The sequence below is a fragment of the Austwickia sp. genome (genome assembly GCA_016699675.1).
Taxonomy (GTDB): Bacteria; Actinomycetota; Actinomycetes; order Actinomycetales; family Dermatophilaceae; genus Austwickia.
On record CP064985.1, the window covers coordinates 1,557,303 to 1,583,360 of the forward strand.

A 26,058-nucleotide genomic window follows, 5' to 3' on the forward strand; every position below is an offset into this window, starting at 1 on the left:
CCGTGGCCATGGCGACGCCCCCGACACGCCGACGGGGAGGAGTCCTCGCCTGCGCGTTTGCTCACGAGCGCGATCGCGAGTTAGTTTCACAGCCACGTCTCACGCCGCCCCGCCCCGCGGGGCGGCTCGCGGGTGTACACGCATGCTGTTGACAAGGCTGTGGACAACGGTGTCCCTGCAATGGCTGAACCATCGGGCCGCGCGTACGATGACAGCCTGCCCGTTCGGGCACAGAGCTCCTACCAGCAGGGATTTCCACCGTGACCGACTCGAGTGAGGCGTACGCCGCAATCTGGCGAGACGTCCTGGAGTCGCTCGAACTGACCTCCCGCGACCGCGCCTTCCTGCATCAGGCACGACTCCTCGGGCTGCTCTCGGGAACCGCCATCATCGAGGTGCCCGACGACTCCACCAAGAACGTCGTGGAGACGCGCGTCCGCCGGGACCTGTGCGAGGGCCTCAGCGCCCGCATCGGCGAGAACACCTCCATCGCGGTCACGGTGAACCCCGAGCTGCGCTCCGACCTCCCTCCCGTGCCGGAGCCGGCCGAACCGTTCGACCCCGCGGACCCCCCGGGAGGCCCGCGGCATCTGAGCGCGGTGCCGCCGTCCGGGTCGACGCCGCCGCCCGAGGCCCGCGGCCGGGTGGACGCCGGGGAGGCGCGGCTCAACCCGAAGTACACCTTCGACAGCTTCGTCATCGGCGCCAGCAACCGGTTCGCGCACGCCGCCGCCGTGGCCGTCGCCGAGGCTCCCGCGGAGGCGTACAACCCGCTGTTCGTCTACGGCGACTCCGGGCTGGGCAAGACGCACCTGCTGCACGCCATCGGCCACTACGCCCGGCAGATCTATCCCAACGTGCGGGTGACGTATGTGAACTCGGAGGAGTTCACCAACGACTTCATCAACTCCATCCGCGATGACCGGGCGGCGAGCTTCCAGAAGCGCTACCGCGAGGTCGACGTCCTGCTCATCGACGACATCCAGTTCCTGGGCGGGAAGCTGCAGACGCAGGAGGAGTTCTTCCACACCTTCAACACCCTGCACAACAACAACAAGCAGGTCGTCATCACCAGCGACGTCCCGCCGAAGATGCTGCAGGGCTTCGAGGACCGGATGCGATCCCGCTTCGAGATGGGCCTGTTGACCGACGTCCAGCCGCCCGACCTGGAGACCCGCATCGCGATCCTGCGCAAGAAGGCGATCCAGGAACGACTGACGATCCCGGACGAGGTGCTGGACTTCATCGCGAGCCGCATCTCCACCAACATCCGCGAGCTCGAGGGCGCCCTGATCCGGGTGACCGCCTTCGCGAGCCTCAACCGTCAGCCGGTGGACCTGTCCCTGTCGGAGATCGTCCTGAAGGACTTGATGCCCGACGGGAACGGCAACCAGATCACCGCGGCGATCATCATGGCGCAGACCGCCCAGTACTTCAGTCTCTCTGTGGACGACCTCTGCGGCACGTCCCGCTCCCGGGTCCTGGTGACGGCTCGGCAGATCGCCATGTATCTGTGTCGTGAGCTCACCGACCTGTCGCTGCCGAAGATCGGCCAGCAGTTCGGCAACCGCGACCACACCACCGTCATGCACGCCGACCGCAAGATCCGCACGCTGATGGCGGAGAAGCGCAGCGTCTACAACCAGGTCACCGAGCTCACGACGCGCATCCGCACGTCGTCGATCTGACCGTACGGCGCCGCGCGGCCCGTCCGTCGGCCGACGTGGCCGTACGGCGTCGCCTGCGGGCGTCCACCTGAGCGACGCCTTCCCGGTGTCCGCTCCTTCAGTTATCCACAGCCGCGAGGCGGCTTGTGGGCGCCGAGCCCGGTCTGGAGACGCCGGACTTCGCGCTGGTCATACGTGCGTACTAATCGGTCCTTGACCTTGCCGCCCGCATTCCGGGACGCCTGTCCACATGGCTGTGCACAGATGTGGACGACCGCGGCCGAGGCGTCGTTCGCTACGCACTGTCACGGGCGCGCGACGTGGGGGTTCGTCATACACAACTGTGGATAAACCTGTGGATCGGAGCAGTGCTCCCATCGCCGGCACGCCCCGCCACGCGGATCTCGCCGGACCGACTGGCCCACGTGGATAACCAGGGGACGGCCGCCACCGGGCTGTGGAGCGCTGGTGGACCGACCGGGGATCGCTGGGGATGCCCGCCCGGCCATCCCCATCCGGCGCTGCGCCGCGGCCGAACCGTCCACCGCGGCCCCACACGGCCGAACCTGCGCTCACCTGGGCCGGCGGCCGTTGTCCCCAGGATCCACAACCGTGATGACGATGATGAGAGAGAGGACCTAGAGATCCGAGACCCGCACGATGGGTGTGGACAGACCCTGCCCCCGACCCATCGGCACGACACCGGCGGACCTGAGCCAGGATCGCCACATTCTTGCGACTGGTGTGGGATTCGCAGCGCAGACTCGCCGGCCAACCCGCCGTACGGCGCGTGTTCAGCCCGTGCCCGGCGCCGGCCACGCCCATCCCCAGCGGGCCGGACAGGACAAGCGGGTCCCGCCGGTGCACGATTGGCCAGGGGTGTTCTCGGCACTACAGTCGGAGGGCACCCGGTGGCGCCCGCGCCCTGAGGTGCCCGGACGACAGCACGACTGAACGCAGGACTAGAGGCGGAGAGACAAGTGAAGTTCCGTGTGGAGCGCGACGTCCTCGCGGAGGCCGTCACCTGGGCCGCGCGCGGCCTGCCGAACCGTCCGCCCGTCCCGGTCCTCGCGGGGGTGCTGCTCGAGGCGGACGCCTCGGGAAGTCTGACGCTGTCGGCGTTCGACTACGAGACCTCCGCGCGCATCACCGTCCCGGCTGATGTCGCCGAGGAGGGCTCGGTCCTCGTCCTCGGCCGGCTCCTGGCCGACATCTCGCGCAACCTGCCGGATCGGCCCATCGACGTGGACACGGAGGGCAACAAGGTCCAGCTGACGTGCGGGTCGAGCCGATTCAGCCTGCTGCGGATGCCGACCGACGAATACCCGAGCCTGCCCGTGTCGCCAGAGCCGAGCGGGTCGGTGCCCGGTGACGTGTTCACCCAGGCCGTCGCTCAGGTGTCGGTGGCGGCCGACCGCAGCGACACGCTGCCGATCCTCACCGGCGTGCGCGTCGAGATCGACGGCTCGACCATGACGTTGCTGGCCACCGACCGCTATCGCCTGGCCATGCGGGAACTGGAGTGGAACCCGCGCGACACCTCCGCCGCGGCCGTGCTGCTGATCCCGGCCCGGACCCTCGCCGAGACCGCCAAGGCGCTCGGCGCCGCCGCGTCCGTGGAGATCGCCCTCGGCGACGCGGCCGGCGGGGACGGGCTCATCGGCTTCGAGGCCGGGCAACGACGGACGACGTCCCGCCTTCTCGACGGCGAATACCCGAAGGTGGCCTCGATCTTCCCGGCCTCGGTCGACACCGAGGCGGTCGTGGAGACCGGCGCGCTGGTGGAGGCCGTCAAGCGCGTCGCGCTCGTGGCGGAGCGCAACACCCCCGTCCGGCTGCGGTTCACCGACGGTCAGGTCGCCATCGACGCCGGGACCGGCGACGACGCGCAGGCCTCCGAGGCCGTGGAGTGCACCCTGACCGGACCCGAGATCGAGATCGCCTTCAACCCGCACTACCTCCTCGACGGGCTGCACGCCGTGGGCACGTCGTACTCCCGGCTCGCCTTCACCCAGCCGAGCCGGCCCGCGGTGCTCAGCGGCCAGGTCGAGGCCGACGGCGCCCCGGACACCTGTTACCGCTACGTCCTCATGCCCGTGCGCTTCGCCGGCTGAGCCACCAGCAGACCCCGAAAGGGCCACGTCATGCAGCTTGGACTGATCGGCTTGGGCAAGATGGGCCACAATATGCGCGAGCGCTTGCGCCGCGCCGGGCACGAGGTCATCGGCTACGACCGCAATCCCGATGTGAGTGACGTGCCCGACCTCGCGGGCCTGAAAGACGCCCTGACCGCGCCGCGCGCCGTGTGGGTCATGGTGCCCTCGGGCGACCCGACCCGGCAGACCATCGCGGCGCTCGGCGACATCCTGGACCCCGGGGACCTTGTGGTCGACGGGGGCAACAGCTACTACAAGGACGACGCGGAGAATGCGGCGCTCCTGGACGCCAAGGGCATCGGCTACGTCGACTGTGGCGTCTCTGGGGGAATCTGGGGCCTGGAGAACGGCTACGGCCTGATGTGCGGCGGCAGCGCCGAGAACGTGGACCGGCTGATGCCGATCTTCGACGCGCTGCGGCCGGAAGGCCCCCGCGACGAGGGGTTCGCGCACGCCGGCGAGGTGGGTGCGGGGCACTACGCGAAGATGGTGCACAACGGCATCGAGTACGGCCTGATGCACGCGTACGCCGAGGGCTGGGAGCTGCTCGAGGCCAAGGACCTCGTCACCGACGTGCACGCCTGCTTCAAGGCCTGGACTCGAGGCACCGTGGTCCGGTCCTGGCTGCTGGACCTCCTCGTCAAGGCGCTGGAGGAGACCCCGCACCCGGAGGACATCGACGAGTTCACCCCGGACTCCGGCGAGGGCCGCTGGACGCTGATGGAGGGCATCGACAACGCCGTACCCATGCCGGTCCTCGCGGCCTCGCTGTTCGCGCGGTTCTCCTCCCGCCAGCAGGAGAGCCCGGCGATGCAGATGGTCAGCGCGCTGCGCGGCCAGTTCGGTGGCCACGCTGTCGCCAAGAAGAACGAGAAGGTCGACGTCAACCACGCGGCCGAGCCCAAGGCCGATCGCGGCAACCAGGGCGCCCAGGGCGAGACCCTGGCCCCGGCGGGCAACCCGGCCGACGCGGGGCCGAGCTCGGGCAGCGGCGAGACCCCCGGCACCGGCGGGGGCGCCGCGGATGCCGGTCCCACCTCCGGTGCGGGCCCGACGAACTGATCCGGTAGGACCAGGACCCCGCGCCCGGTGTACCTCCGGCACCTCTCCCTGGCGGACTTTCGCAGCTACTCCGCCGCGGAACTGCGCCTGGAGCCGGGCGTCACCACGCTGATCGGCCTCAACGGGCAGGGCAAGACCAACCTCGTCGAGGCGGTCGGATACCTCGCCACCCTGGGCAGTCACCGGGTCGCCCAGGACGGGCCGATGGTGCGATTCGGGGCCGAGCGGGCGGTGGTTCGCGGGGCGGTCGTGCGGGACGGCCGCGAACAGCTCATCGAGCTGGAGATCGTCCCGGGCCGCGCGAACCGCGCGCGTCTCAACCGATCCCCCGTCAGCCGACCGCGGGAGGTCCTCGGTGCGCTGCGCACGGTGCTCTTCGCCCCGGAAGACCTCGGCCTGGTCAAGGGCGACCCGGAACAGCGCCGGCGGTTTCTCGACGACCTGTTGGTGGCCCGCCAGCCGCGCTGGGCGGGCGTTCGCTCGGACTACGACAAGATCCTGCGCCAACGCAACGCCCTGCTGAAGTCGGCGGGTCCGGAGCTGCGCCGGCCGGGACGGCGCGGGTCGCGCGCCGCGGACGGGGGCGCGGGGACGGGGACGGCGGGGCATGCTGATCGTACGGCGGCCGCGCTGCACACCCTGGACATCTGGGACGACCAGCTCGCGACGGTGGGCGCGCAGCTGCTCTACGCCCGGCTGCGGCTCCTGCGGGACCTGGCGCCGCTGCTGGCGGCGGCGTACGACGAGGTGAGCGACGCGCGGGCGGAGGCGACGGCGACGTACCGGTCCAGCCTCGCCGAGGACGTCGCGGAGGAGATCGCGGCGGGCGTGGTGCCGGAGCCGGAGGAGCTGCGTACGGCGTTGCTGGGCACGCTCGGCGCCCAGCGCCCCCGGGAGTTGGAGCGGGGCGTGACGCTGGCGGGGCCGCACCGCGACGACGTGCTGCTGGGGCTGGGACCGTTGCCGGCCAAGGGCTACGCGAGCCATGGCGAGTCGTGGAGCTTTGCGCTCGGGCTGCGGCTCGCGGCGTTTCAGCTGTTGCGTCGCGACCTGCGCGACGACCCGGTCCTGATCCTCGATGACGTGTTCGCCGAGCTCGATGCCCAGCGCCGCGAGCGGCTGGCCGGGCTCGTCGCGGACGCCGAGCAGGTCCTGGTCACCGCGGCGGTGCCCGCCGACGTGCCGGGTCGGCTCGCCGGGGCGACGTGTCGCGTCGAGGGGGGAACCGTCCTCGACGAGGGCATCGTGGCCGACGAGACGGGACGTCCTGGCGGCGACCGACCAGGGGAGGGATCGGGCGATGACTGACCACCCTGCGACCCCACCGGACGACCCGACCCCGGCGAACCCCGCGGAGGAGACCGGCGACGGTGCGGCCATCGAGGATGCGGCGGCGGTCGCGCTGGCCCGGGCTCGGGAGGCGGCCCGGGCGGCGGGGCTTCGTCCCAGCGCCTCCGGCCGGACCGGCCGCCGTCGTCGGCCCGGCACGGACACCGCTGGGGAGGCCGCAGCGGCGGCGAACGGGGTGCGCAGCGGCGAGGGGCGGGATCCGGTCACGCTCGGGGCGCAGCTGGACCGGCTGGTCGCCGAGCGGGGCTGGCAGGCGGACCTGGCGGTCGGCTCGGTGATCGCCCGCTGGCCGGCGGTCATCGGCCCGATCGTGGCCCAGCACGTGACCCCCGAGACCTTCGAGGACGGCGTGCTGACCGTCCGGGCCGATTCGACCAGTTGGGCGACGGAACTGCGCTACATGATCCCGGTGCTGCTCGAGCGACTCGCGGCCGAGGTGGGCGAGGGCATGGTCACCGACCTGCGCGTCGTCGGCCCGGCCGGGCGGAGTTGGCGGCACGGGCGGCGTACGGCGCCCGGCGGCCGCGGCCCGCGCGACACCTACGGGTGACCCTGCCGCGCAAGCCCCCCGAGCGAGCTCGCCAAGCGACCCTGCCAGGCGGGCCTGCCAAGCGAGCGTTACTGACCGTTCGTGACCTGCCCTTTTGGTGCCATGGCACCCTTTGGGCAGGTCACGAACGGTCGTGCTGTGGATAACCGGCCTTGCCGACATCTGAGTGCCGGTCCCTGCAGCCAGTTGCTCGCCGACCTGCGGGACAGCACCGCGCCGGGCGCCAAGGACCCGGCCCGGGAGCAGCGCCGGACGGGCGATCCGTCAGCGCCCCGGAGATGCGCTGACGACCCGGGTGAGATATGGGGAGTCATGACCGGCCCCGTTCGGCCCTCTGCGCGGCTCGCCGGGGCCATGCCTGGCGTGGGCACGCCAGACGCGCAGGTAGACTGTCGACGCTAAGCAAGTCCGTCGTTCGTGCTCGAGTCGTGCGCCGACGCCCGAGGCGCTCGGGCGCCCGGCGCGGTCCATCGACCGCAGCGTGAACGCCCATCCGGCAGGAGCGTCGTGACCGAGTCCCACGCCGAGCGCACCCCCCCGTCGCGCACCCCGACCGCCGGCGAAGCGGATCCGAATTACGACGCCAGCGCGATCACCGTCCTGGAGGGCCTGGAGGCCGTCCGCAAGCGGCCCGGCATGTATATCGGCTCGACCGGCGAGCGCGGCCTGCACCACCTGGTCTGGGAGATCGTCGACAACGCCGTGGACGAGGCGCTCGCCGGCTATGCCACCCGCGTCGACGTCACGCTCCTGCCCGACGGCGGGGTGCGGGTCGTCGACAACGGCCGCGGCATCCCCACCGACATCCACCCGCAGGAGGGGATGTCGGCCGTCGAGCTCGTGCTCACCCAGCTGCACGCGGGCGGGAAGTTCGGCGGCGGCGGCTACAAGGTCTCCGGCGGCCTGCACGGCGTCGGCTCCTCCGTGGTCAACGCGCTGTCCTCGCGGCTCGAGGCCGAGGTGCGTCAGAAGGGCCATGTCTTCCGCATGGCGTTCGAGCTCGGCGTGCCCGTCGCCCCGCTGGAGAAGATGGAGGCGACCGACCAGACCGGCACGACCATCACCTTCTGGGCCAGCAAGGACATCTTCGAGACCACGACGTACGACTTCGAAACCATCCGGGCGCGGTTCCAGCAGTACGCCTTCCTCAACAAGGGCCTCACGATCACCCTCACCGACGAGCGGCCGCAGGCCGTCGAGGTCGCCGAGGGCGAGCTGGAGGAGGCTGAGGAGCTGCACGAAGCCCAGCCAGAGTCCGGAATGGCTGGGGCGGCGGGGGGCGCCGGCTCGGACGACCGGGAGTCCCGCGGGGCGGGCGACGACAAGGCTGGGATCGACGAGAAGGCCGCGGCCGCCGACAGCGCCCGCGCCGGTGAGGTCGCCACCGACGAGACGGGGCGGGCGAAGGGGCGCACGGTCACCTACCGGTACGACGGGGGGTTGGTCGACTACGTCACGCACCTGAACGCCAGCAAGCGCAGCGAGCCGGTGCACCCTGATGTCATCTCCTTCGAGCTGGAGAACGGCGAGCGCAACCTCTCCCTCGAGGTGGCGATGCAGTGGACGACGGCATACAGCGAGTCGGTGCACACCTACGCGAACACGATCAACACCCACGAGGGCGGCACCCACGAGGAGGGCTTCCGGGCCGCGTTGACCCGGTTGATCAACGAGTTCGGCCGGAAGCAGAACCTGCTCAAGGAGAAGGACGAGAACCTCACCGGCGACGACGTCCGGGAGGGGCTCACCGCGGTCATCTCGGTGAAGCTGGGTGAGCCGCAGTTCGAGGGTCAGACCAAGACCAAGCTGGGCAACTCCGAGGTCAAAGGGTTCGTCCAGGGCGCGATGACCAGCGAGTTCGGCGACTGGCTGGAGCGGCACCCGACCGAGGGTCGCGAGATCGTCCGCAAGGCCGTGCAGGCCGCAGCGGCCCGGGTGGCGGCGCGCAAGGCCCGCGAGTCGACCCGGCGCAAGGGCCTCATGGACGGCGTTGGCCTGCCCGGCAAGCTGCGCGACTGCCAGTCCAAGGACCCCAGCGTCTCCGAGATCTACATCGTCGAGGGCGACTCCGCCGGCGGCTCGGCCAAGGACGGCCGCAACCCGTTCAACCAGGCGATCCTGCCGATCCGCGGCAAGATCCTCAACGTCGAGAAGGCCCGCATCGACAAGGTGATGGCCAACACCGAGGTGCAGGCCCTGATCAGCGGGTTCGGCACCGGCGTCGGCGAGGACTTCGACCTGGACAAGGCCCGGTATCACAAGATCATCCTGATGGCGGATGCCGACGTCGACGGCATGCACATCCGAACCCTCCTGCTCACGCTGCTGTTCCGGTTCATGCGCCCGCTGATCGAGGCCGGCTACGTCTACCTGGCGCAGCCGCCGCTCTATCGGCTGAAGTGGAGCAACCACCCGCACGAGTTCGCCTTCTCCGACAGGGAGCGCGACGAGATGCGACTGCGGGGCGAGACGCAGGGCTGGCGCTTGCCGAAGGAAGCACCCGTGCAGCGCTACAAGGGCCTCGGCGAGATGAACGCCAAGGAGCTGTGGGAGACCACGATGGACCCCGAGCACCGGGTGCTCCTGCAGGTCACCCTCGATGACGCCGCGGCCGCCGACGAGATCTTCTCCGTGCTGATGGGCGAGGACGTCGAGAGCCGGCGCGGCTTCATCCAGCGCAACGCCCGCGACGTGCGCTTCCTCGACCTGTGAACCGGGCGCCCGCCGCCCCCGACGTACGAGCTGACCCACCCCTCGAACAGGACGCATCGTGACCGACGAGACCACGCCGCCGCAGGACCCAGGCGACGACGAGCAGGGCTTCGACCGGGTCGAGCCCGTCGACCTGAACGCGGAGATGCAGCGCAGCTACATCGACTACGCGATGAGCGTCATCGTCAACCGCGCGCTGCCCGACGTGCGCGACGGGCTCAAGCCGGTGCACCGCCGGATCATCTACGCGATGTACGACGAGGGCTACCGTCCCGACCGCGGCTACAACAAGTGCGCCCGCGTCGTCGGCGACGTGATGAGCAAGTACCACCCGCACGGCGACAGCGCGATCTACGACGCCCTGGTGCGGCTCGCGCAGGGCTGGGTGATGCGCTATCCGCTGATCGACCCGCAGGGCAACTTCGGCAACGCCGGCGACGATGGGGCCGCCGCGGCCCGCTACACCGAGTGCCGCATGATGCCGCTCGCGATGGAGCTGGTCCGCGACATCGACGAGGAAACCGTCGACTTTCACGACAACTACGACGGCAAGGACCGCGAGCCGGACGTCCTGCCCGCGCGCTTCCCGAACCTGCTGGTCAACGGCAGCGCGGGCATCGCGGTCGGGATGGCGACGCAGATCCCGCCGCACAACCTGCGCGAGGTCGCCGCGGCGGCGCAGTGGGTGCTGGAGCACCCGGACGCCCCCAAGGAGGAGCGCCTCGAGGCCTGCCTGCGGCTGATCAAGGGCCCCGACTTCCCGACGTACGGCCTGATCATGGGCCGGCGCGGCATCGAGGACGCCTACCGGACCGGCCGCGGCTCGATCACCATGCGGGCCCGGGTTGAGGTCGAGGAGATCAACGGGCGGACCTGCCTCGTGGTCACCGAGCTGCCGTACATGGTCAACCCCGACGCCCTCGCCCGCAAGATCGCCGAGCTGGCCAAGGACGGCAAGCTCTCCGGGATCGCGGACGTCGCCGACGAAACCTCCGGGCGCACCGGGCAACGGCTGGTCATCGTGCTGCGTCGAGACGCGGTCGCCAAGGTCGTGCTCAACAACCTCTACAAGCACACCCAGCTGCAGACGACGTTCGGGGCCAACATGCTGGCCCTCGTCGACGGGGTGCCCCGCACGCTGCCGATCGGCGCGTTCGTCCGGTACTGGGTGGAGCACCAGATCGAGGTCGTCGTACGCCGGACGCAGTACCGCCTCAAGCGCGCCATGGAGCGGATGCACATCCTGCGCGCGCTGCTCAAGGCGCTGGACGCCCTCGACGAGGTGATCGCGCTGATCCGCGCCTCGGAGAGCGCCGACGCCGCGAAGTCGGGGCTGATGACGCTGCTGGACATCGACGAGGAGCAGGCCCAGGCCATCCTCGACATGCAGCTGCGCCGCCTGGCCGCCCTGGAGCGGCAGCGGCTCATCGACGAGCACGACGAGCTCGCCCGCCGCATCGCCGACTACGAGGACATCCTCGCCACGCCGGGGCGGCAGCGCGCGATCGTCAGCGAGGAGCTGGCGGAGATCGTCGACAAGTACGGCGACGACCGGCGCAGCCAGATCGTCCCGTTCGACGGCGACATGTCGATGGAGGACCTGATCCCGCAGGAGGACGTGGTCGTCACGATCACGCGCGGGGGTTACGCCAAGCGGACGGCGGTCACGGCGTACCGGAGCCAGAAGCGCGGCGGCAAGGGGGTGCGCGGCGCGCAGCTGCGCGGCGACGACATCGTCGAGCACTTCTTCGTCTCCACGACACACCACTGGCTGCTGTTCTTCACGAACTTCGGCCGGGTCTATCGCGCGAAGGCCTACGAGCTGCCCGAGGGCAGCCGCGACGCCAAGGGTCAGCACGTGGCGAACCTGCTGGCGTTCCAGTCCGACGAGCGCATCGCGGCGGTGCTGGCGCTGGAGAACTACGAGGTGCAGCCCTATCTCGTGCTGGCGACCAAGGCCGGGCTGGTGAAGAAGACCCGGTTGGTGGAGTACGACAGCCCGCGCAGCGGCGGACTCATCGCGGTGAACCTGCGCGACGGCGACGAGCTGGTCGGCGCCCGGGTCTGCGATGCGGCCGACGATCTGTTGCTGGTCTCCCGGGGCGGGCAGGCGCTGCGGATCCACGCCGACGACGACACGCTGCGGCCGATGGGCCGCGCCACGAGCGGCGTGACCGGGATGAAGTTCCGGGCCCGGGACACGCTGCTGGCGATGAGCCTGATCCCGCACGACGAGGACCCGGACGTCTTCGTGGTCTTCGAGAATGGGCTGGCCAAGCGGACCCCGGCGTCGGACTACCCCGTCAAGGGGCGGGCCGGGCTGGGGGTGCGTGCGGCCGCGGTCTCGGAGCGGGGTGGCGACCTCGTCGGGGCCCTCACCGTGGCCGAGGACGACGAGGTCATGGTCGTCATGGAGAAGGGCAAGATCGTGCGGTCGCGGGCGGACGGCGTACGCCGTACGGGGCGCAACACGATGGGCGTCCAGTTCGCCAAGCCCGATCCCGGGGACGCGATCGTCGCCGTGGCGCGCAACGCGGAAAGCGAGGACGACGACGACCCCGCGGCCGACGAACCGGGTTCGGCGGGACCGAATGCGTCCGCCGAGCCGGCGGATTCGCACGTCGGTTCGGTAACTGAGCAGGATGGCGAGGCGCCCGCGGACGACGCGGACGGTACCGTGACCGGGAGCAGTGCCGACGACGGAGGTGAGCAGTGACGGCGAACAGCACACCGGGCGCCACGGCGTCCGAGCGGGACGAGGCCGCGAAGTCCACGACGGCGAAGTCGACGTCCGCGACGGCCACCACGTCCACCACAGCGTCGGCGGCCGACGCCTCGGCCAAGGGCCGAACGGACACGACCCGTCGGGTGAAGCTAACACTGTCGCGGGTCGACCCGTTCTCAGTGCTGAAGATCTCGTTCCTGCTGTCGGTCGCCCTGGGCATCGCCGCGGTCGTCGCGGTCGCCGTCCTGTGGGGGATGCTCAACGGCATGGGCGTCTTCTCGACCATCACCGAGTCGGTGAACGAGCTGCAGTCCGGCGCCCAGAGCGGCAACAAGGTCGACATCGGGGACTGGTTCTCGTTCGGGCGGGTGCTCGCCCTGGCCGTCGTGTTCGGCGGGATCGACGTCATCCTGCTGACCGCGATCGCGACCCTGACGGCGTTCGTCTACAACGTCTGCGCCACCCTGCTGGGCGGCGTGCAGGTGACGCTGTCCGACGACTGATCTGCCCGCGGAGCCGTTTTGGCGCGACCGTCCACGTGCGATAACCTAGCCAGGCGCTTCAGCCAGTCGGTCGAAGCCAGGGGCCTATAGCTCAGACGGTTAGAGCGCTTCCCTGATAAGGAAGAGGCCACAGGTTCAAGTCCTGTTAGGCCCACGACGACGGCTCCGGCGGTTCCCGCCGGAGCCTTTCGCTGTCTCCGGGAGGGACATGAGCAAGGTAGCGCGGCTTCCTCTCGACTGGACCACCCTCATCCCGTCCCTCGGCGCGGTGCTGCTGCCCTTCGTGTGGGGGCGCGAGCTCCCCGTGCTCGTGGTCGTCTTCCTCGCGGCCCTCCTCGGCGCGAGTGTCCTCGCGGCCGTCCACCACGCCGAGGTGGTGGCGCACCGCGTCGGCGAGCCGTTCGGGTCGTTGGTGCTGGCCGTCGCGGTGACGATCATCGAGGTGGGGCTGATCCTGACCCTCATGAGCGCCGGTGGCGAGGCCTCCCAGACGCTGGCCCGGGACACGATCTTCTCCGCGGCGATGATCACGCTCAACGGCATCGTGGGGATATCGCTGCTGGTCGGGGCGATGAAGCATCGGCTCGTGTACTTCAACCCGGAGGGCACGGGCGCCGCCCTCGCCACCGTGCTGACGCTGGCCACGCTGGGCCTCGTGCTGCCGCGGTTCACCCAGGAGCCGGGACCGCAGTATTCGCCCAGCCAGCTGGCGTTCGCCGCGTTCGCCTCGCTGCTGCTCTACCTGATGTTCGTCTCCACCCAGACCCGGCGGCATCGCGACTTCTTTCTGCCCGTCCGCAAGGACGGCACGCCGCTGGACGAGCGGGACGGCGAGGGACATGCCGAGCCGCCGAGCGACAAGGAGGCGCTGAAGAGCGTGATTCTGCTGCTCGTCTCGCTGGTCGCCGTCGTGGGACTCGCCAAGGCCGAGTCGCCCGCGATCGAGGCCGGGGTGGCCGCTGCCGGCCTGCCGGCGTCCTTCGTCGGTGTCGTCATCGCGCTGTTGGTCCTGGCCCCGGAGACGCTGGCCGCGGTGCGCGCCTCGGCCCGCAACCGCGCCCAGACGAGCCTCAACCTGGCAGTGGGCTCGGCCATGGCCAGCATCGGCCTGACCATCCCCGCGATCGCGGTGGCGTCCATCTGGCTAGACGGGCCCCTCATGCTCGGGCTGGACTCGGTGCAGATCACCCTGCTGCTGATCACGGGGGTGGTGTCGGTGCTGACGGTCATGCCCGGCCGGGCGACCCGACTGCAGGGCGGGGTGCATCTGGTGCTGCTGCTGGCGTTCGTGTTCCTGGCCGCAAACCCGTAGCACGTGGTCGGAGCGACGGTCCAGGTCATCGCTGGTGGCCGCCGGAGCAGGCCGCCTAGGCTGGGGCCATGGACGCGGCCGACCTGGTGCGCCTGCGGCGGGCGCGCGACCGGATGGACCGGGACTATGCGGAGCCCCTCGACGTGCCGGCCCTGGCCCGCGAGGCGCACATGTCGGTCGGGCACTTCCAGCGGGCGTTCAAGGCGACGTACGGCGAGACGCCGTACAGCTATCTGATGACCCGGCGTATCGAGCGCGCCAAGGCGCTGCTGCGCGGCGGGGACTGGTCGGTGACGGACGCGTGCATGGCGGTGGGTTGTACGTCGTTGGGGTCGTTCAGCAGCCGCTTCACGCAGCTGGTGGGGATGACGCCGAGCGAGTACCGGGCCGCCGACCACTCCGGGCTTCTGCGCATCCCGGGATGCGTGGCCAAGCGGGTGACCCGGCCCGTCCGTCGACCGAGCTGACGAAGACCCGACGACGATCGAGACGGTCATTTTCGGAGAAGCGCGCGGCCGGGGTGGCTGCGTAGCGTCGTGGCCATGACAACGAACACCACCACCGCCCAGACCACCCAGACCACGTCCCCCGTCGCCGGGCTGCGCCTGAACCACGCGTTTGTGCTGGTCGACGACATGGATGCGGGGCTGGCCTTCTACCACGGCGTCCTCGGCCTGCCCGTTGCGACCGACGTCACCACGCCCGAGGGCTTCCGCTGGCTGTCCCTCGGCGTGCCCGGGCAGCCGGGCCTGGAGATCGTGCTGCAGCTCGACAACTGCTACCCCGGCATCACCGCCGACGACGAGCGAGCCATCGCGGACCTGCGCGCGAAGGGCTTCCTGTCGACGCTGATCTTCTCGATCGACGACGTGGACGCCCTCTTCGAACGGGTGCGGGCTAGCGGCGCGGACGTGCTCCAGGAGCCGACGGACCAGTTCTACGGCGTCCGGGACTGCGCCTTCCGCGACCCGGCCGGCAACATGGTCCGGTTCAACCAGCCGAGCCCGACGGCCTGAGATGTGCCTGCCAGGACGTTGGCCGCCCACCGGCTCGGCGGGTGCCGGTGTCGGCTCGGCTGGTCGCGTAGGCTTGGCCTATGCGCAGACTGGTAGCGATGGCCTCGGCCGTGGTGGCGGGCCTCGTGGTGGCCCGGAAGGTCCAGGAGCAGCAGGAGGAGCAGGACCTGTGGGCTCAGGTGACCGATCCGGCGCCGACGCCGCAGGGCCGCCCGACGGCGTGAAAGCCGGTTTGTCGCGATAACGTGGCGCCGCGGCGGTCGTACGGCGAGTGCCGGCACCGCCGACCGCGCGAGGGGCCTTGGCGCAATTGGTAGCGCACCTGCTTTGCAAGCAGGGGGTTAGGGGTTCGAGTCCCCTAGGCTCCACCCAATGTGTCTTACGGGAACACGCGACATCGGAAGATGTGGAGTGTTCCCGTTCGGCTTCCTTGCCTCTGGTCGCCTCGCGGACGATCGTTGCGAATGGCTCTGCGAGGCGTGGACGTAGCTGCTCGTCTTCGGTGATCTCCAGCCGCGTGTAAAACGCTTGGTTCGCGAGCCTCCTGCTGCCGTCGTCAGAGCGCGCGTAGGCCCGGTGCGCGTCGGTCAGCAGCCTCAGGCTGTCGTGGAGGAACGCGCGCCCACCGGTGTGTTGTTCGTCCTGCTGGGCGAGGCGCTGCTCGATGTCGGCCAGGCCGGTCCGGATGCGGTCTTGGTGCCGCTTGAGCGTCGGGAGGTCGATGGCGTCGGCGAAGTGCGCGCCCAGCAGCTTGTCGCTCTCGGCCTCCAGACGTGCCCGGTTCGCGGTGAGGTCGGCGAACTCCTGATCCCGCCCGACACTGCGCTTGTCGAAGGCAGCGTCGACCTCGGCGGCGAGGTGCCGATAGTCGTCTTCGCTGATCGTGATCGAGGCGTATGAGTCCTCGACCAGCCGTTCCGCAACCTGCACGGGAACCGCGCGCCGAGTGCAACTCGTCTTCTTCGCGGCTCGACCCGAGCAGACGAAGTAGGCGTAGGTCGTGCCGCGCGGGTTGGTCGCGAAGTCCAGCAGCATCCGCGACCCGCACGATCCGCAGTGCAGCAGGCCTTTCAGGTGGTGGGCGTGGGTGACGTGTCGCGTCATCCTGGCGTTGCGCGCCTTCAGCAGCGATTGCACCTGGTCAAACAGCGCGGGCTCCACCAGTGGCTTGTGCGCGCCGGGATGCAGCGCTCCCTTGTAGCGGATCACTCCGGCGTAGTACGGGTTCGTGAGTAGCTTGTATGTCGGCGGCCACGAGAAACTGCCCGGAGACGGCCACGAAGCTGCCCGCTGGCGGACGTGAGAACTGCCCACTGACGGTCATGGGATCTGCCCGACACGACGTCGTCTGCCTCGCCGACCTGCGCGGTTGAGGCCCCTTCCTCGGGTGCGATGAGCGGTGCTGATGCGCCCTATCGCTCCCGAGGAAGGGATGAGTTGAAGTCTGCCGAGGAGATCATGGAAATGTTGGATGCCTACGACCTAACAGGTTCGTTGCGCGATGCCGGCGAGCTGGCTGGCTGCTCCCACCACACGGTGGAAGCGGTACGTGGATCGCCGTGCTGGCGGCGGGGAGTTGCCGGCGGCGGCGGTGCGGCCGATGTTGATCGATGAGTATCTGCCCAAGGTCGAGGAGTGGGTCGAGCGGTCGGTCGGGAAGGTCCGTGCCGATGTGGCGCACGAGAAGCTGCTCGCCCTGGGCTACGGAGGGTCGGAGCGCACCACCCGCCGTGCGGTCGCGAAGGTCAAGAAGTCCTACCGGGCCGGACACGTGCGGGTGCACCGTCCCTGGGTGACTGAGCCGGGGATGTGGTTGCAGTACGACTACGGCGATGGCCCCGTCGTCGACGGCGTCAAGACCGTGCTGTTCGTCGCCTGGCTGGCTTGGTCGCGGTTCCGGGTCGTGTTGCCGATCCGCGACAAGACGATGCCCTCGGTGTTCGCTGCCCTGGACGTGACGTTCCGGCGGCTGGGTGGGGTGCCGACCTATGTGTTGACCGACAACGAGAAGACCGTCACGGTCGAGCACATCGCCGGAATTCCGGTGCGGAATCCGCAGCTGGTGGCGTTCGCCGAGCACTACTCGATGGTCGTGCACACCTGCGTCCCGGCCGATCCGGCGTCCAAGGGCGGCACCGAGTCGTCGGTGAAGATCAGCAAGGCCGACCTGGTCCCCAAGGACACCAACCTGCGCGAGGGGTACGCCTCGTTCGCCGAGCTAGGGCGGCGTGCGTGGAGTTCTGCGAGAAGGTCAACACCCGAGCGCACCGGGTCACTCGTCGGCCACCGATCGAGATGCTCGCCGAGGAACGGGTCCGGCTGCACCCGGTCCCGATGACCCCCACACGGTCGCGTTCGGCACCACGCGGGTGGTGCCGGGCAACACACCGATGGTGATGTTCGAGTCCGGCCAGTACTCGGTCCCGCATGCCCTGCTGGGTGCGACGGTGTGGGTCCGTGCCCATGGTGTCGGCGAGGACGAGTGGGTCGTCATCGTCCACGTCGGCCAGGACGGTCCCCTCGAAGTCGCCCGCCACCGCCGGGCCACACCCGGCACCCCGAAGATCGATGACGAGCACTTCCCAGCCCAGCCGTCCGGGCCACTGGACCGCCAGCCCCGTGCGAAGAACCCGGCCGAGTCCGACTTCCTCGACCTGGGCGAGGGCGCGAGGTTGTGGCTGATCGAGGCCGCCGCCGCAGGCACACCACGGATGCGCGTCAAGATGGCCGAAGCCCTCAGCTTGGCCAAGCTGTTCGACCCCGTCGAGGTCGACTGGGCACTGGGCCACGCCGCCGTGCACGGCCGGTTCGCCGAAGCAGACCTGTCCTCGATCCTGGACCACCACGCCCGAGCACCGAAAGCCGGTGAGCACCGGGCCAGCGAGGACTCCTCGCTGACCCAGGGCACCAGCGCATGGGCACGGCTCGGTGAACAGGTCGGCCAGCACGACGGCCGCGACGGGAACGAGGTGGCCCGATGACGACGAGAAGCACGGCGTCAGCACCGCCGCTGCCAGCCGAACTGGAGGAGCTGTTGCGCCGGTTGCGGCTGCCGCACATCCGTCGTCACGCACCCGAGGTCGTCGCAACCGCGAAAGCCCAACGCTGGGAGCCCGCCGAGGTGTTGAAGGCGCTGTTCGCCGAGGAGGTCGCCGGCCGGGAGCGTTCCGCACTTGTCACCCGGCGAGCGTCGGCGGGCTTCCCCACCGGGAAGACCTTCGACGCGTGGCAGCCCGAGGCATCCTCGATCCCAGTCCCGACCCAGCAGGCGCTCCGCACCCTGGAATGGGTCCACCGCCGCGAGAACCTCGTGGTCTGCGGCCCGTCGGGCACCGGGAAGACGTTCCTGCTGGAGGCCCTTGGCCAGCAAGCCGTCGAGGCCGGGTTGAAGGTCGCCTGGTTCACCCTGGAAGACCTCGGCGTCCTACTCCGAAGGCACCGTGCGGACGACACTGTCACCAAGGCCATCGCCCGGGTCCTGCGCGCCGACCTGGTCATCGTCGATGACATCGGCCTGCTGCCGGTCGCCGCGGACGCCGCCGAGGGGCTCTACAGACTCGTCGACGCCGCCTATGAGAAGCGGTCAGTCGCGATCAGCTCGAACCTCCACCCCTCTGGGTTCGACGAGCTGATGCCCAAGACGCTGGCCACCGCCACGGTGGACCGACTGCTCCACCACGCCCACGTCTGCCAGACCAGCGGCGACAGCGTCCGGCTCACCCAAGCACTCGCCGGTCAAGGGGTGAGCCCGTTGAACTGACCACCCTGGTCGGTGGTGGCCACAACCCCCTTGGGTAGATCCCGTGGCCACCACCGGGCAGATCTCGTGACCGTCAGCGGGCAGCTTTCATGTCCGCCACTGGGCAGTTCCGACTGTCCCTTGACACTTGTAGAGGGTGTTCTTCCCCAGCGGCTTCGATGGCCGTTTCGGCGACGGCACCGTCGTCAATCCCCGGGCGGTGAGTTCACGCAACAGCCCGGTGACCGAGGTCTCGCCCCAGGCGTAGGTCTCGAACGCCCACCGGATCAACGGTGCGCGCTCGGGATCGACCTCGACCGTTCGAACCTCGCGGCCGTGCTCGTCGGTGCGACGGACGTTGAGGTAGCCGACCGGGGCGCGCATCGGGGTTCCGCCCTGCGCGAGCTTCTGGGTGAGGCCTTTGGTGACTTCGGTGGCGAGGTTGCGGCTGTAGAACTCCGCGATGGACGACATGATTCCGTGGACCAGCATCCCCGATGGGGTTTGGTCGATCGACTCCGTCGCCGATACCAAGGTGACGCCTGCGGCGAGAAGGGCTTCGTGAATCCTCACGTCATCAGCGCGGTTGCGGGCGAGCCGGTCGAGCTTGTGCACGATGCAGAACTCCACCCTTGTTGCCGCGATGAACGCAAGCATGTCTTGCAGCCCTGAACGGTCTGCCGACCTGGCCGACTCGCCCGCGTCCACGAACTCGCGTACGACCCGCGCTTCCAGCTCGACGGCCTTCCTCGCGTTGGCCTCACGTTGCGCGGGGATCGAGAAACCTTCCTCAGTTCCACCGCGTTCGGCCTGCTCCCGCGTCGAGACACGGAGGTAGGACACCGCAAGCAGCACCGGGACATCGGCCTCGACGGCGGTGTCGGTGGTGACTGTGGTGCTCATGGTGGCCTCCTTCGCCTCGAAAGGATCGTCAACAGGTTGGGGTCGTACCGGGCGACGGTGGTGGAGGATGTCCACCACCGTGATGCCGTGCGGAGCGGTCGCCTTCGGGGGCTGACGGTCCCGGAATTTTCCCGGAACCGCCAAGGCGTCCCGATGCTTCAGGTCCGATGCCGTCCGGCAGGCCCAGGCCGTAGGGGTCTGGCTCGCCGTTGACCCAGGCGCGATGCCGTGCCTCCGCGATCCCGAGCACCCACTCGATGAGCTTGCCCAGGTCAGGCGTGTCTCGTCGCGTCGACCTCAGCCGCAGATGCCGATCGTCTGTCCTCATGGCAGGTAGGTGCGCAGCACCTCCCAAAACGCGGACGACCGAACCGAATTACTGCCCGCCAGACAGACCCTGTTCGAGATGACACGCTTCTTGCAGATCAAGGACCGGACTAGTCCGTATGGAATTGTGATTGAGGCCAGACTACCGCTCTTCGGCGACCTCGGGCAGAGCGAACTTCGGCAGGTGTAGCAGGCCGCGCCCGAGAGCCGCCGTGAACAGTTCCTCCGCGAGAGCGTCGAACTCTGGCGCCAGGAACCGTGCTGCCGCGTCCGCGATGTCAAGGTCCGTGCCCGGCTCGTCGGCGCGCAGTCGCAGGACGATGACAGCACGGATGTCATCGCACCAATCCTGGGTCGCGGTGGCCAGTGACGGGATCGCTCCAGCGACCGCGTCGGCGAGGAGCCTGGCCAGAGCCTGGCCCTCCAGGCGAGCGAACAGCCGATCCAGGGCCGCCACGATGCTGGCCCGTACTTCTTCAACCTCGGAGCCGTTGGGTGTGGGGCTGCCGTCGAGGAACGCGAGAGTGCTGGCCCGCATGTGACTAATCGCGTCCAGTGCGAGCCCTTCCTTCCCCTTGCCAGGGAAGTGGTGATACATGCTCCCGTGGCCGACCCCGGAGCGCTGCTGGAACATCTGCGGACTCGTCGCCTCGAACCCCCGCTCTGCGAGCAGAGAGCATGCAGCAGCGACAAGCTTCTGCTTCGAGTCATACGCCGGACGACCCGGCCCACGCCGCCTCTCCATCATCCCAGCCACTCCTCACTCGACGGCCCCGCCAGTCGCATCAGCAATTTCGTACAGACTAGTACGGACCTTGATCTGCAAGACGCGTGATCACTCGAACGAGGTCAGTAGCAACAAGCGAAACTGACGAGCGTGACGACCGGGGAGGAGCGGTACTCTGCTCGCGGTCTGCGTGTTCCCGGCGGCGTGTCAGTGGGCCCAGATACGATGGGATGGTGCTGATGGCGGACCTCCTGGATGTCGCCGAGGTCGAGCGAGTTGCCGCCCTCGGTGGGCTCGATGCGCGCACGCAGAGCGAGCTTGGTCAGTTCTTCACGCCTGCAGCTGCGGCTCAGCTCATCGCTTCGATGCCCCGCTTACCCGAGGCGGGAACTCTGCGTGTGCTTGACCCTGGCGCGGGCTCAGGCGTGCTTGCCGCAGCACTCGTCAGCCGCGCGCTATCGGAGCGACCGGGCCTGTCGATTGAGATCGTTGCGGTTGAGCGCGACCCCGCTGTGTTGCCGAGTCTTCGGGCCACGCTCTCTGCGTGCGAGCACGCTGGCGGTGGCCGAGTCCACGCCGAGGCTGTCGAAGCGGACTTCATTCTCGACTCCGTCGGCTTGGGTGCGTCACTCAGCCTTGATGGCCAGTTCGATCTCGTGATCGAGAACCCTCCATACGGGAAGCTGGCGGTGTCCAGCGCACATCGCACGGCCATGCGTGCTGCCGGAGTCGATGCGCCCAACCTGTATGCGGCGTTCCTTTCTCTGTCCGTCGCGGCACTCAGGGCAGGCGGGCAGGTCGTCGCGATCACCCCCCGCTCCTTCTTCAACGGCCCATACTTCGGCGCATTCCGTGCCCACTTGCTCGACTCAATCGCGCTCGACCGAGTGCACGTCTTCGATTCCCGCTCGACAGTCTTCGCAGATACCGGGGTCCTCCAGGAAAACGTGGTCTTCGCCGGAACACGAGGTGCGACGCCTGGGGTCGTCGAAATTTCGGTCAGCCGCAGCCATACCGATGACATCTCGTCCCGTGCCGTTGCCTACGAAGAGGTCGTCTTCCCCAACGACCCCCACCGATTCATCCGGCTGGCGACCAATGCCGACGACACGGCTGTCGCCGACGTGGTGCTCTCCCAGCCGTGCTCGCTGACCGATCTTGGTGTTCAAGTCTCCACTGGTCGGGTGGTGGACTTCCGGTCGCGTCATGCTCTGAGCGCCGTCGAACAGCCGGACGCCGTGCCATTGGTCTATCCCGGCAATCTCCGGGACGGCAGCGTGCTCTGGCCACGAGAGATTCGTAAGCCCCAGTGGTTCCGACCCAGTGATGACAAGGACCGCGGAATGCTCCTGCCAGAGGGCTGGTACGCGGTCGTCAAGCGTTTCAGCGCGAAGGAAGAGCGCCGTCGGATCGTTGCTTCGGTCTGGTCTCCCGTGGATAACCCCGGCGAGGTGGCGTTCGAGAACCACCTCAACGTTTTCCATGTCGGAGGCCACGGCTTGGACAAGGACCTCGCCAAGGGCATCGCCATGTGGCTCAACTCCTCCGTCATCGACAAGTTCTTCCGAACTTTCTCCGGTCACACCCAGGTCAACGCCACCGACCTACGAACCTTGCGGTTCCCCACAGCAGCCGCACTGCGCGACCTGGGCCGCAACGGTGCCGCGTCCCAGGTCGAAGTGGACTTCTTGGTCATGGAGTTGATCGCCGCGTGAGCGAGTTGAGCGAGACCGCCTATGAGCGAGTGGAAGATGCGCGGGTAGTCCTCGAAACGCTCGGCATGGACGCGGAGCGCAGTAACGAACGATCGGCGCTTGTGCTCCTGGCGCTTCTGCGCCTCGCGCCATCCGAGTCTTGGGCCGAGGCCGCGAACCCGATGCTCGGCACGCGGGCGATCATGGACTTCATCCGTGACGAGTACGGCAAAGACTACGCACCGAACACTCGCGAGACGGTCCGTCGGTTCACGCTCCATCAGTTCGTGGAGGCACAGCTCGTAGTGCAGAACTCCGATGAGCCGCAACGCCCAGTCAACTCCCCAAAGTGGAACTACCAGGTCACCGCTGAGGCGTTGGAAGTCCTGCGTGCATACGGCACCGACTACTGGCAGTTGGCCGTCGACCAGTACCTCGCGGAGCTGCCAGGGCTCAAGGCCCGCTACGCGGCTGCGCGCGAGATGGATCGCATCCCGTTGACCCTTCCCGACGGGTCGACCTTCACCCTGACCCCCGGCGGCCAAAACGTGCTTCTCAAGTCAATGGTCGAAGACTTCTGCCCCCGCTTCACCCCAGGTGGGCAGGTGCTCTACATCGGCGACGCCGGCGACAAGTGGGCGCTCTTCGAACGCGAAGCCCTGGCGGCGCTCAACGTGAAGGTCAATGAGCATGGCAAGATGCCGGACCTCGTCATCTACCTTCCAGACCGCAACTGGTTGGTGCTCTTGGAAGCAGCAAGCTCCCACGGCCCGGTGGACTCCAAGCGACAAGCCGAACTCACCGACCTGTTCGCCGAGTCAACGGCAGGTCTCGTCTACGTGTCGTGCTTCCCTGACCGGGCGGAGTTCCGCAAGTACGTCGACAAGATCGCCTGGGAGTCCGAAGTCTGGTGCGCCGACCACCCGACCCACATGATCCACTACAACGGCGAACGCTTCCTCGGGCCATACGCCTGAGCATCGAACGAGGAAACAGTGACAAACCCCGATACCAGCTTCACCGCCAGCTCTGTCCGACTACAGACCCTCCTTGAGAATGCGAGAGAGGGGCGACTCCAGCTGCCTGACTTTCAGCGCAGCTGGGTGTGGGATGAAGAGCGTATCCGGGGCCTGATTGCTTCCATTTCTCGAGGGTTCCCAGTTGGTGCCGTCATGACCCTGCGTACAGGCGGTGCAGTGGACTTCAAGCCACGGCCGTTGGAGGGAGCACCCGCGGCTGCGGCTGATGAGACTCCCGACTCCCTCTTGCTTGACGGCCAGCAACGTCTCACATCCCTGTACCAAGTACTGGTGCGCAAGCAGGTCGTGGCGACCTTGACTCCGAGGCGCCAGCGGGTAAGAAGGTGGTTCTATCTCGACATTGAGAAATGCCTGGACGAGGCCGGGGATCGTGATGAGGCCGTTGTCATCCTTCCCGAGAGCCGACGGGTGACGTCAGAATTCGGGCGGGTAGTCGAACTCGATCTCTCCACGCGCGAGTTGGAGTTCGAGAACATGATGTTCCCACTGACCTCGGTCCTCGACTACGCCGACTGGCAAACGGCGTTCGTAATGCAATACAGCGGGACTGCGGACTTCCAAACTCGGTTCCAGCGACTGAACGAGTTCCATGAACGGGTAATCAAGAACTTCACGGCGTACCTCGTGCCGCAGATTGAACTTTCAGCGTCCACAAGCAAAGAAGCGGTCTGTGTCGTTTTCGAGAAGGTGAATACTGGCGGTAAGGCGCTCGACGCCTTCGAACTCATCACCGCTATGTATGCAGCCGATGGCTACGAATTGCGAAAGGACTGGTTTGGCACAGAAGAGGGCGAAGGGCGGCATGGCAGACTGCGCGCAGCAATGCAGCTGCCATCAGCGGCAGAAGGCGTGCTCTCCGGGGTCGGGAACACCGACTTCCTACAAGCGATCTCGTTGTTTCACACACGAGACTTGCGTGAATCCGCGAAGGCGGAGGGCAAGGTGGGCAGAGAGCTACCTCAAGTCTCCGCGACCAGGCAGGTCCTGCTCAATCTCCCGTTGGACGCGTACAAGCAGTACCAGCACCGCGTCGAAGAGGGCTTCCTCTCAGCCGCCAAGTTCCTGATCCAGCTCGACATCTACCGCGTGAAGGACTTGCCCTACCAGAGCCAAGTTGTCCCACTTGCTGCGATTCTCGCCGAACTTGGTCGCGATGCTGACTCACCGGCAGCTATCGAGAAGATTCGTCGGTGGTATTGGAATGGCGTTTTCGGTGAGCTATACGGCTCGTCCACTGAGACGCGAATCGCGAAGGACTTCATCGAGGTTGTGGACTGGGTGCGCGGTGGCTCCGAGCCCTCGACAGTGCGCGACGCAACGGTGCGAGCTGATCGTCTGGATACGATGCGCATGAGACTCTCTGCCGCCTATAAGGGAGTGAACGCACTGCTCATGAACCGCGGGGCAGAGGACTTTCGTTCGGGACAGACATTCAGCCACACGATTTTCTTTGATGAGAACGTGGACATCCACCACATCTTCCCGCAGGACTGGTGCAAGAAGACGGGCATCTCGAAGCAGGTCTACGACTCGATCATCAACAAGACCCCACTTACGGCCCGGACCAATCGGATTATCGGAGGCGTCGCACCGAGCGAGTACCTCGCGCGTATCGAAGGCGACGGTGCTGAGCCCGAGGAAGTCAATAGCAGACTGCGGAGTCACCTCGTAGACCCGGCTCTGCTGCGCACCGACGACTTCGAGTCGGCGTTCCGAAAGCGCCGTAATGAGCTTGTGGCTCTGATCGAGAAGGCAATTGGAAAGCCTGTAATCATCACAGAACCTCCGGAAGCCGATGGGGACTTCGATGAGGATCCCACTGAAATCGAGGACCTCGGCTCCGACGCCTTGTGAGAAGTCATCCCGCTCGACCGGCTAATGCTCACGAATCCTGGCCCACACCGTGCCACGGTGGATGCCGAACTGCCTCGCCAGCGCGTTCACGCTGACGCCGCTCGCTCGGGCTGTTCGCATAGCGTCCACTTCGCTGTCCGTGAGGCGTGTTCGAGGTCGTCTACTTGGTTCCGCCGCCGCGCCAATCAGCGGGTCGTCCGACTCTCCGACAGGGGCGGGATCCTCGCAAATGCCTAGATTCCACGCGGAAACTAGCCGCTCAACCCGTGGTCGCCTGTTCCCGTAGTGCTCCATTGCGCCCACAGCTGAGCTGGGGGTCGCCCGAAGGGCGGCCCCCAGCTCAGGTTTCGGATGGGTGACTCGAACCCTTCAGCTGGGCTCCCGCTGCGAGCGAAGCGAGCAGGAGGGGATCGAGTCCCTCAGCTCTTCTGCCGGGTGATGTCACGCCGAGTGTGCCAGGCGGGACGCTGCGGTGTATGGGTAGCCCCGATGTGCCGGACGGGCGAGCGTCAATAGCGTTTTCGCGAAGCCCCCGTCCGGACACGAGGAGTACGTGCATGTCCCCCCTTCTTAGGGCCGCCGCAGTGGCCACCGCAGCTTTCCCGGCGTTCAGCGCCTCCATCACCGCGCACGCCGCGTAAGTGCTTCCGGACATCCCAGTGCGTGCAGCCGGTGCCGCCGTCAACGTCAACCCTGACCTGGCAACGGACTACGGTCCGAC

The 26,058-nt window shown here is 68.1% G+C and carries 17 protein-coding genes, 2 tRNA genes and 3 pseudogenes; 19 read left to right on the plus strand and 3 right to left on the minus strand.

Annotated features, from left to right (window positions below):
- The first annotated feature begins 260 nt into the window (after positions 1–260).
- The 14 genes from dnaA (at position 261) to IPK37_07195 (ending at position 15,421) form a co-directional block, all read left to right on the plus strand.
- Entirely contained in the window at positions 261–1,688 is a 1,428-nt protein-coding gene (gene dnaA / locus IPK37_07130) for a chromosomal replication initiator protein DnaA (GenBank protein QQS02116.1), read from the plus strand.
- A 959-nt stretch (positions 1,689–2,647) separates the two neighbouring features.
- Positions 2,648–3,781 carry a DNA polymerase III subunit beta gene (gene dnaN, locus IPK37_07135; protein ID QQS02117.1) on the plus strand — a complete coding sequence of 378 codons (1,134 nt, stop codon included), beginning with the start codon at positions 2,648–2,650 and terminating at the stop codon, positions 3,779–3,781.
- Positions 3,782–3,811: 30 nt separating this feature from the next.
- Entirely contained in the window at positions 3,812–4,885 is a 1,074-nt protein-coding gene (gnd, locus tag IPK37_07140; GenBank protein QQS02118.1) for a decarboxylating 6-phosphogluconate dehydrogenase, read from the plus strand.
- A gap of 27 nt (positions 4,886–4,912) precedes the next feature.
- Positions 4,913–6,193, plus strand: coding sequence for a DNA replication/repair protein RecF (gene recF / locus IPK37_07145; protein QQS02119.1), 1,281 nt, complete (start codon positions 4,913–4,915; stop codon positions 6,191–6,193).
- Positions 6,186–6,785 (plus strand): DUF721 domain-containing protein, encoded by a 600-nt coding sequence (locus IPK37_07150; GenBank protein ID QQS02120.1) that lies wholly within the window; start codon positions 6,186–6,188, stop codon positions 6,783–6,785. Before recF ends, IPK37_07150 begins: the two co-directional genes overlap by 8 nt.
- Before the next feature lie 507 nt (positions 6,786–7,292).
- Positions 7,293–9,497, plus strand: a complete 2,205-nt coding sequence (gyrB, locus tag IPK37_07155) for a DNA topoisomerase (ATP-hydrolyzing) subunit B (GenBank protein QQS02121.1) — start codon at positions 7,293–7,295, stop codon at positions 9,495–9,497.
- A gap of 58 nt (positions 9,498–9,555) precedes the next feature.
- On the plus strand, positions 9,556–12,213 hold the full coding sequence (gene gyrA / locus IPK37_07160; GenBank protein QQS02122.1) for a DNA gyrase subunit A: 2,658 nt from the start codon (positions 9,556–9,558) through the stop codon (positions 12,211–12,213).
- On the plus strand, positions 12,210–12,725 hold the full coding sequence (locus IPK37_07165) for a DUF3566 domain-containing protein (GenBank protein QQS02123.1): 516 nt from the start codon (positions 12,210–12,212) through the stop codon (positions 12,723–12,725). The genes gyrA and IPK37_07165 overlap by 4 nt, the downstream gene beginning before the upstream one ends.
- Before the next feature lie 80 nt (positions 12,726–12,805).
- Positions 12,806–12,879, plus strand: a tRNA-Ile gene (locus IPK37_07170).
- A gap of 54 nt (positions 12,880–12,933) precedes the next feature.
- Positions 12,934–14,037: an ionic transporter y4hA gene (locus tag IPK37_07175; protein ID QQS02124.1), complete on the plus strand. Its 1,104-nt coding sequence runs from the start codon at positions 12,934–12,936 to the stop codon at positions 14,035–14,037.
- A 68-nt stretch (positions 14,038–14,105) separates the two neighbouring features.
- On the plus strand, positions 14,106–14,504 hold the full coding sequence (locus tag IPK37_07180) for a helix-turn-helix transcriptional regulator (GenBank protein QQS02125.1): 399 nt from the start codon (positions 14,106–14,108) through the stop codon (positions 14,502–14,504).
- A 75-nt stretch (positions 14,505–14,579) separates the two neighbouring features.
- Complete coding sequence (locus IPK37_07185) at positions 14,580–15,053, plus strand: VOC family protein (GenBank protein QQS02126.1); 474 nt, start codon at positions 14,580–14,582, stop codon at positions 15,051–15,053.
- Positions 15,054–15,133: 80 nt separating this feature from the next.
- Complete coding sequence (locus IPK37_07190) at positions 15,134–15,277, plus strand: hypothetical protein (GenBank protein ID QQS02127.1); 144 nt, start codon at positions 15,134–15,136, stop codon at positions 15,275–15,277.
- Positions 15,278–15,348: 71 nt separating this feature from the next.
- Positions 15,349–15,421: transfer RNA gene (locus IPK37_07195), tRNA-Ala, on the plus strand.
- Here the strand turns inward: IPK37_07195 and IPK37_07200 are convergent.
- A pseudogene (locus IPK37_07200) lies at positions 15,384–16,295 on the minus strand (recombinase zinc beta ribbon domain-containing protein). The gene IPK37_07195 and the pseudogene IPK37_07200 sit on opposite strands and share 38 nt — an antisense overlap.
- Positions 16,296–16,490: 195 nt before the next feature.
- On the opposite strand from IPK37_07200, the pseudogene IPK37_07205 reads away from it, so the two are divergent.
- Positions 16,491–18,034, plus strand: a pseudogene (locus tag IPK37_07205) (IS21 family transposase).
- Positions 18,031–18,813: an ATP-binding protein gene (locus tag IPK37_07210; protein ID QQS02128.1), complete on the plus strand. Its 783-nt coding sequence runs from the start codon at positions 18,031–18,033 to the stop codon at positions 18,811–18,813. Before IPK37_07205 ends, IPK37_07210 begins: the two are co-directional and overlap by 4 nt.
- A gap of 126 nt (positions 18,814–18,939) precedes the next feature.
- On the opposite strand, the pseudogene IPK37_07215 reads toward IPK37_07210, so the two are convergent.
- Both IPK37_07215 and IPK37_07220 read right to left on the minus strand, forming a co-directional pair.
- A pseudogene (locus tag IPK37_07215) lies at positions 18,940–19,695 on the minus strand (recombinase family protein).
- 469 nt (positions 19,696–20,164) lie between these two features.
- Entirely contained in the window at positions 20,165–20,770 is a 606-nt protein-coding gene (locus IPK37_07220) for a TetR/AcrR family transcriptional regulator (GenBank protein ID QQS02129.1), read from the minus strand.
- Positions 20,771–20,982: 212 nt separating this feature from the next.
- Between IPK37_07220 and IPK37_07225 the strand changes: the two genes are divergently transcribed.
- The 3 genes from IPK37_07225 to IPK37_07235 all read left to right on the plus strand — a co-directional run bounded on the left by IPK37_07225 (position 20,983) and on the right by IPK37_07235 (position 25,337).
- Positions 20,983–22,464, plus strand: coding sequence for an Eco57I restriction-modification methylase domain-containing protein (locus IPK37_07225; protein ID QQS02130.1), 1,482 nt, complete (start codon positions 20,983–20,985; stop codon positions 22,462–22,464).
- A gap of 65 nt (positions 22,465–22,529) precedes the next feature.
- Positions 22,530–23,420 carry a restriction endonuclease gene (locus IPK37_07230; protein ID QQS02731.1) on the plus strand — a complete coding sequence of 297 codons (891 nt, stop codon included), beginning with the start codon at positions 22,530–22,532 and terminating at the stop codon, positions 23,418–23,420.
- Positions 23,421–23,438: 18 nt separating this feature from the next.
- Complete coding sequence (locus IPK37_07235) at positions 23,439–25,337, plus strand: DUF262 domain-containing protein (protein QQS02131.1); 1,899 nt, start codon at positions 23,439–23,441, stop codon at positions 25,335–25,337.
- Positions 25,338–26,058: the final 721 nt, after the last annotated feature.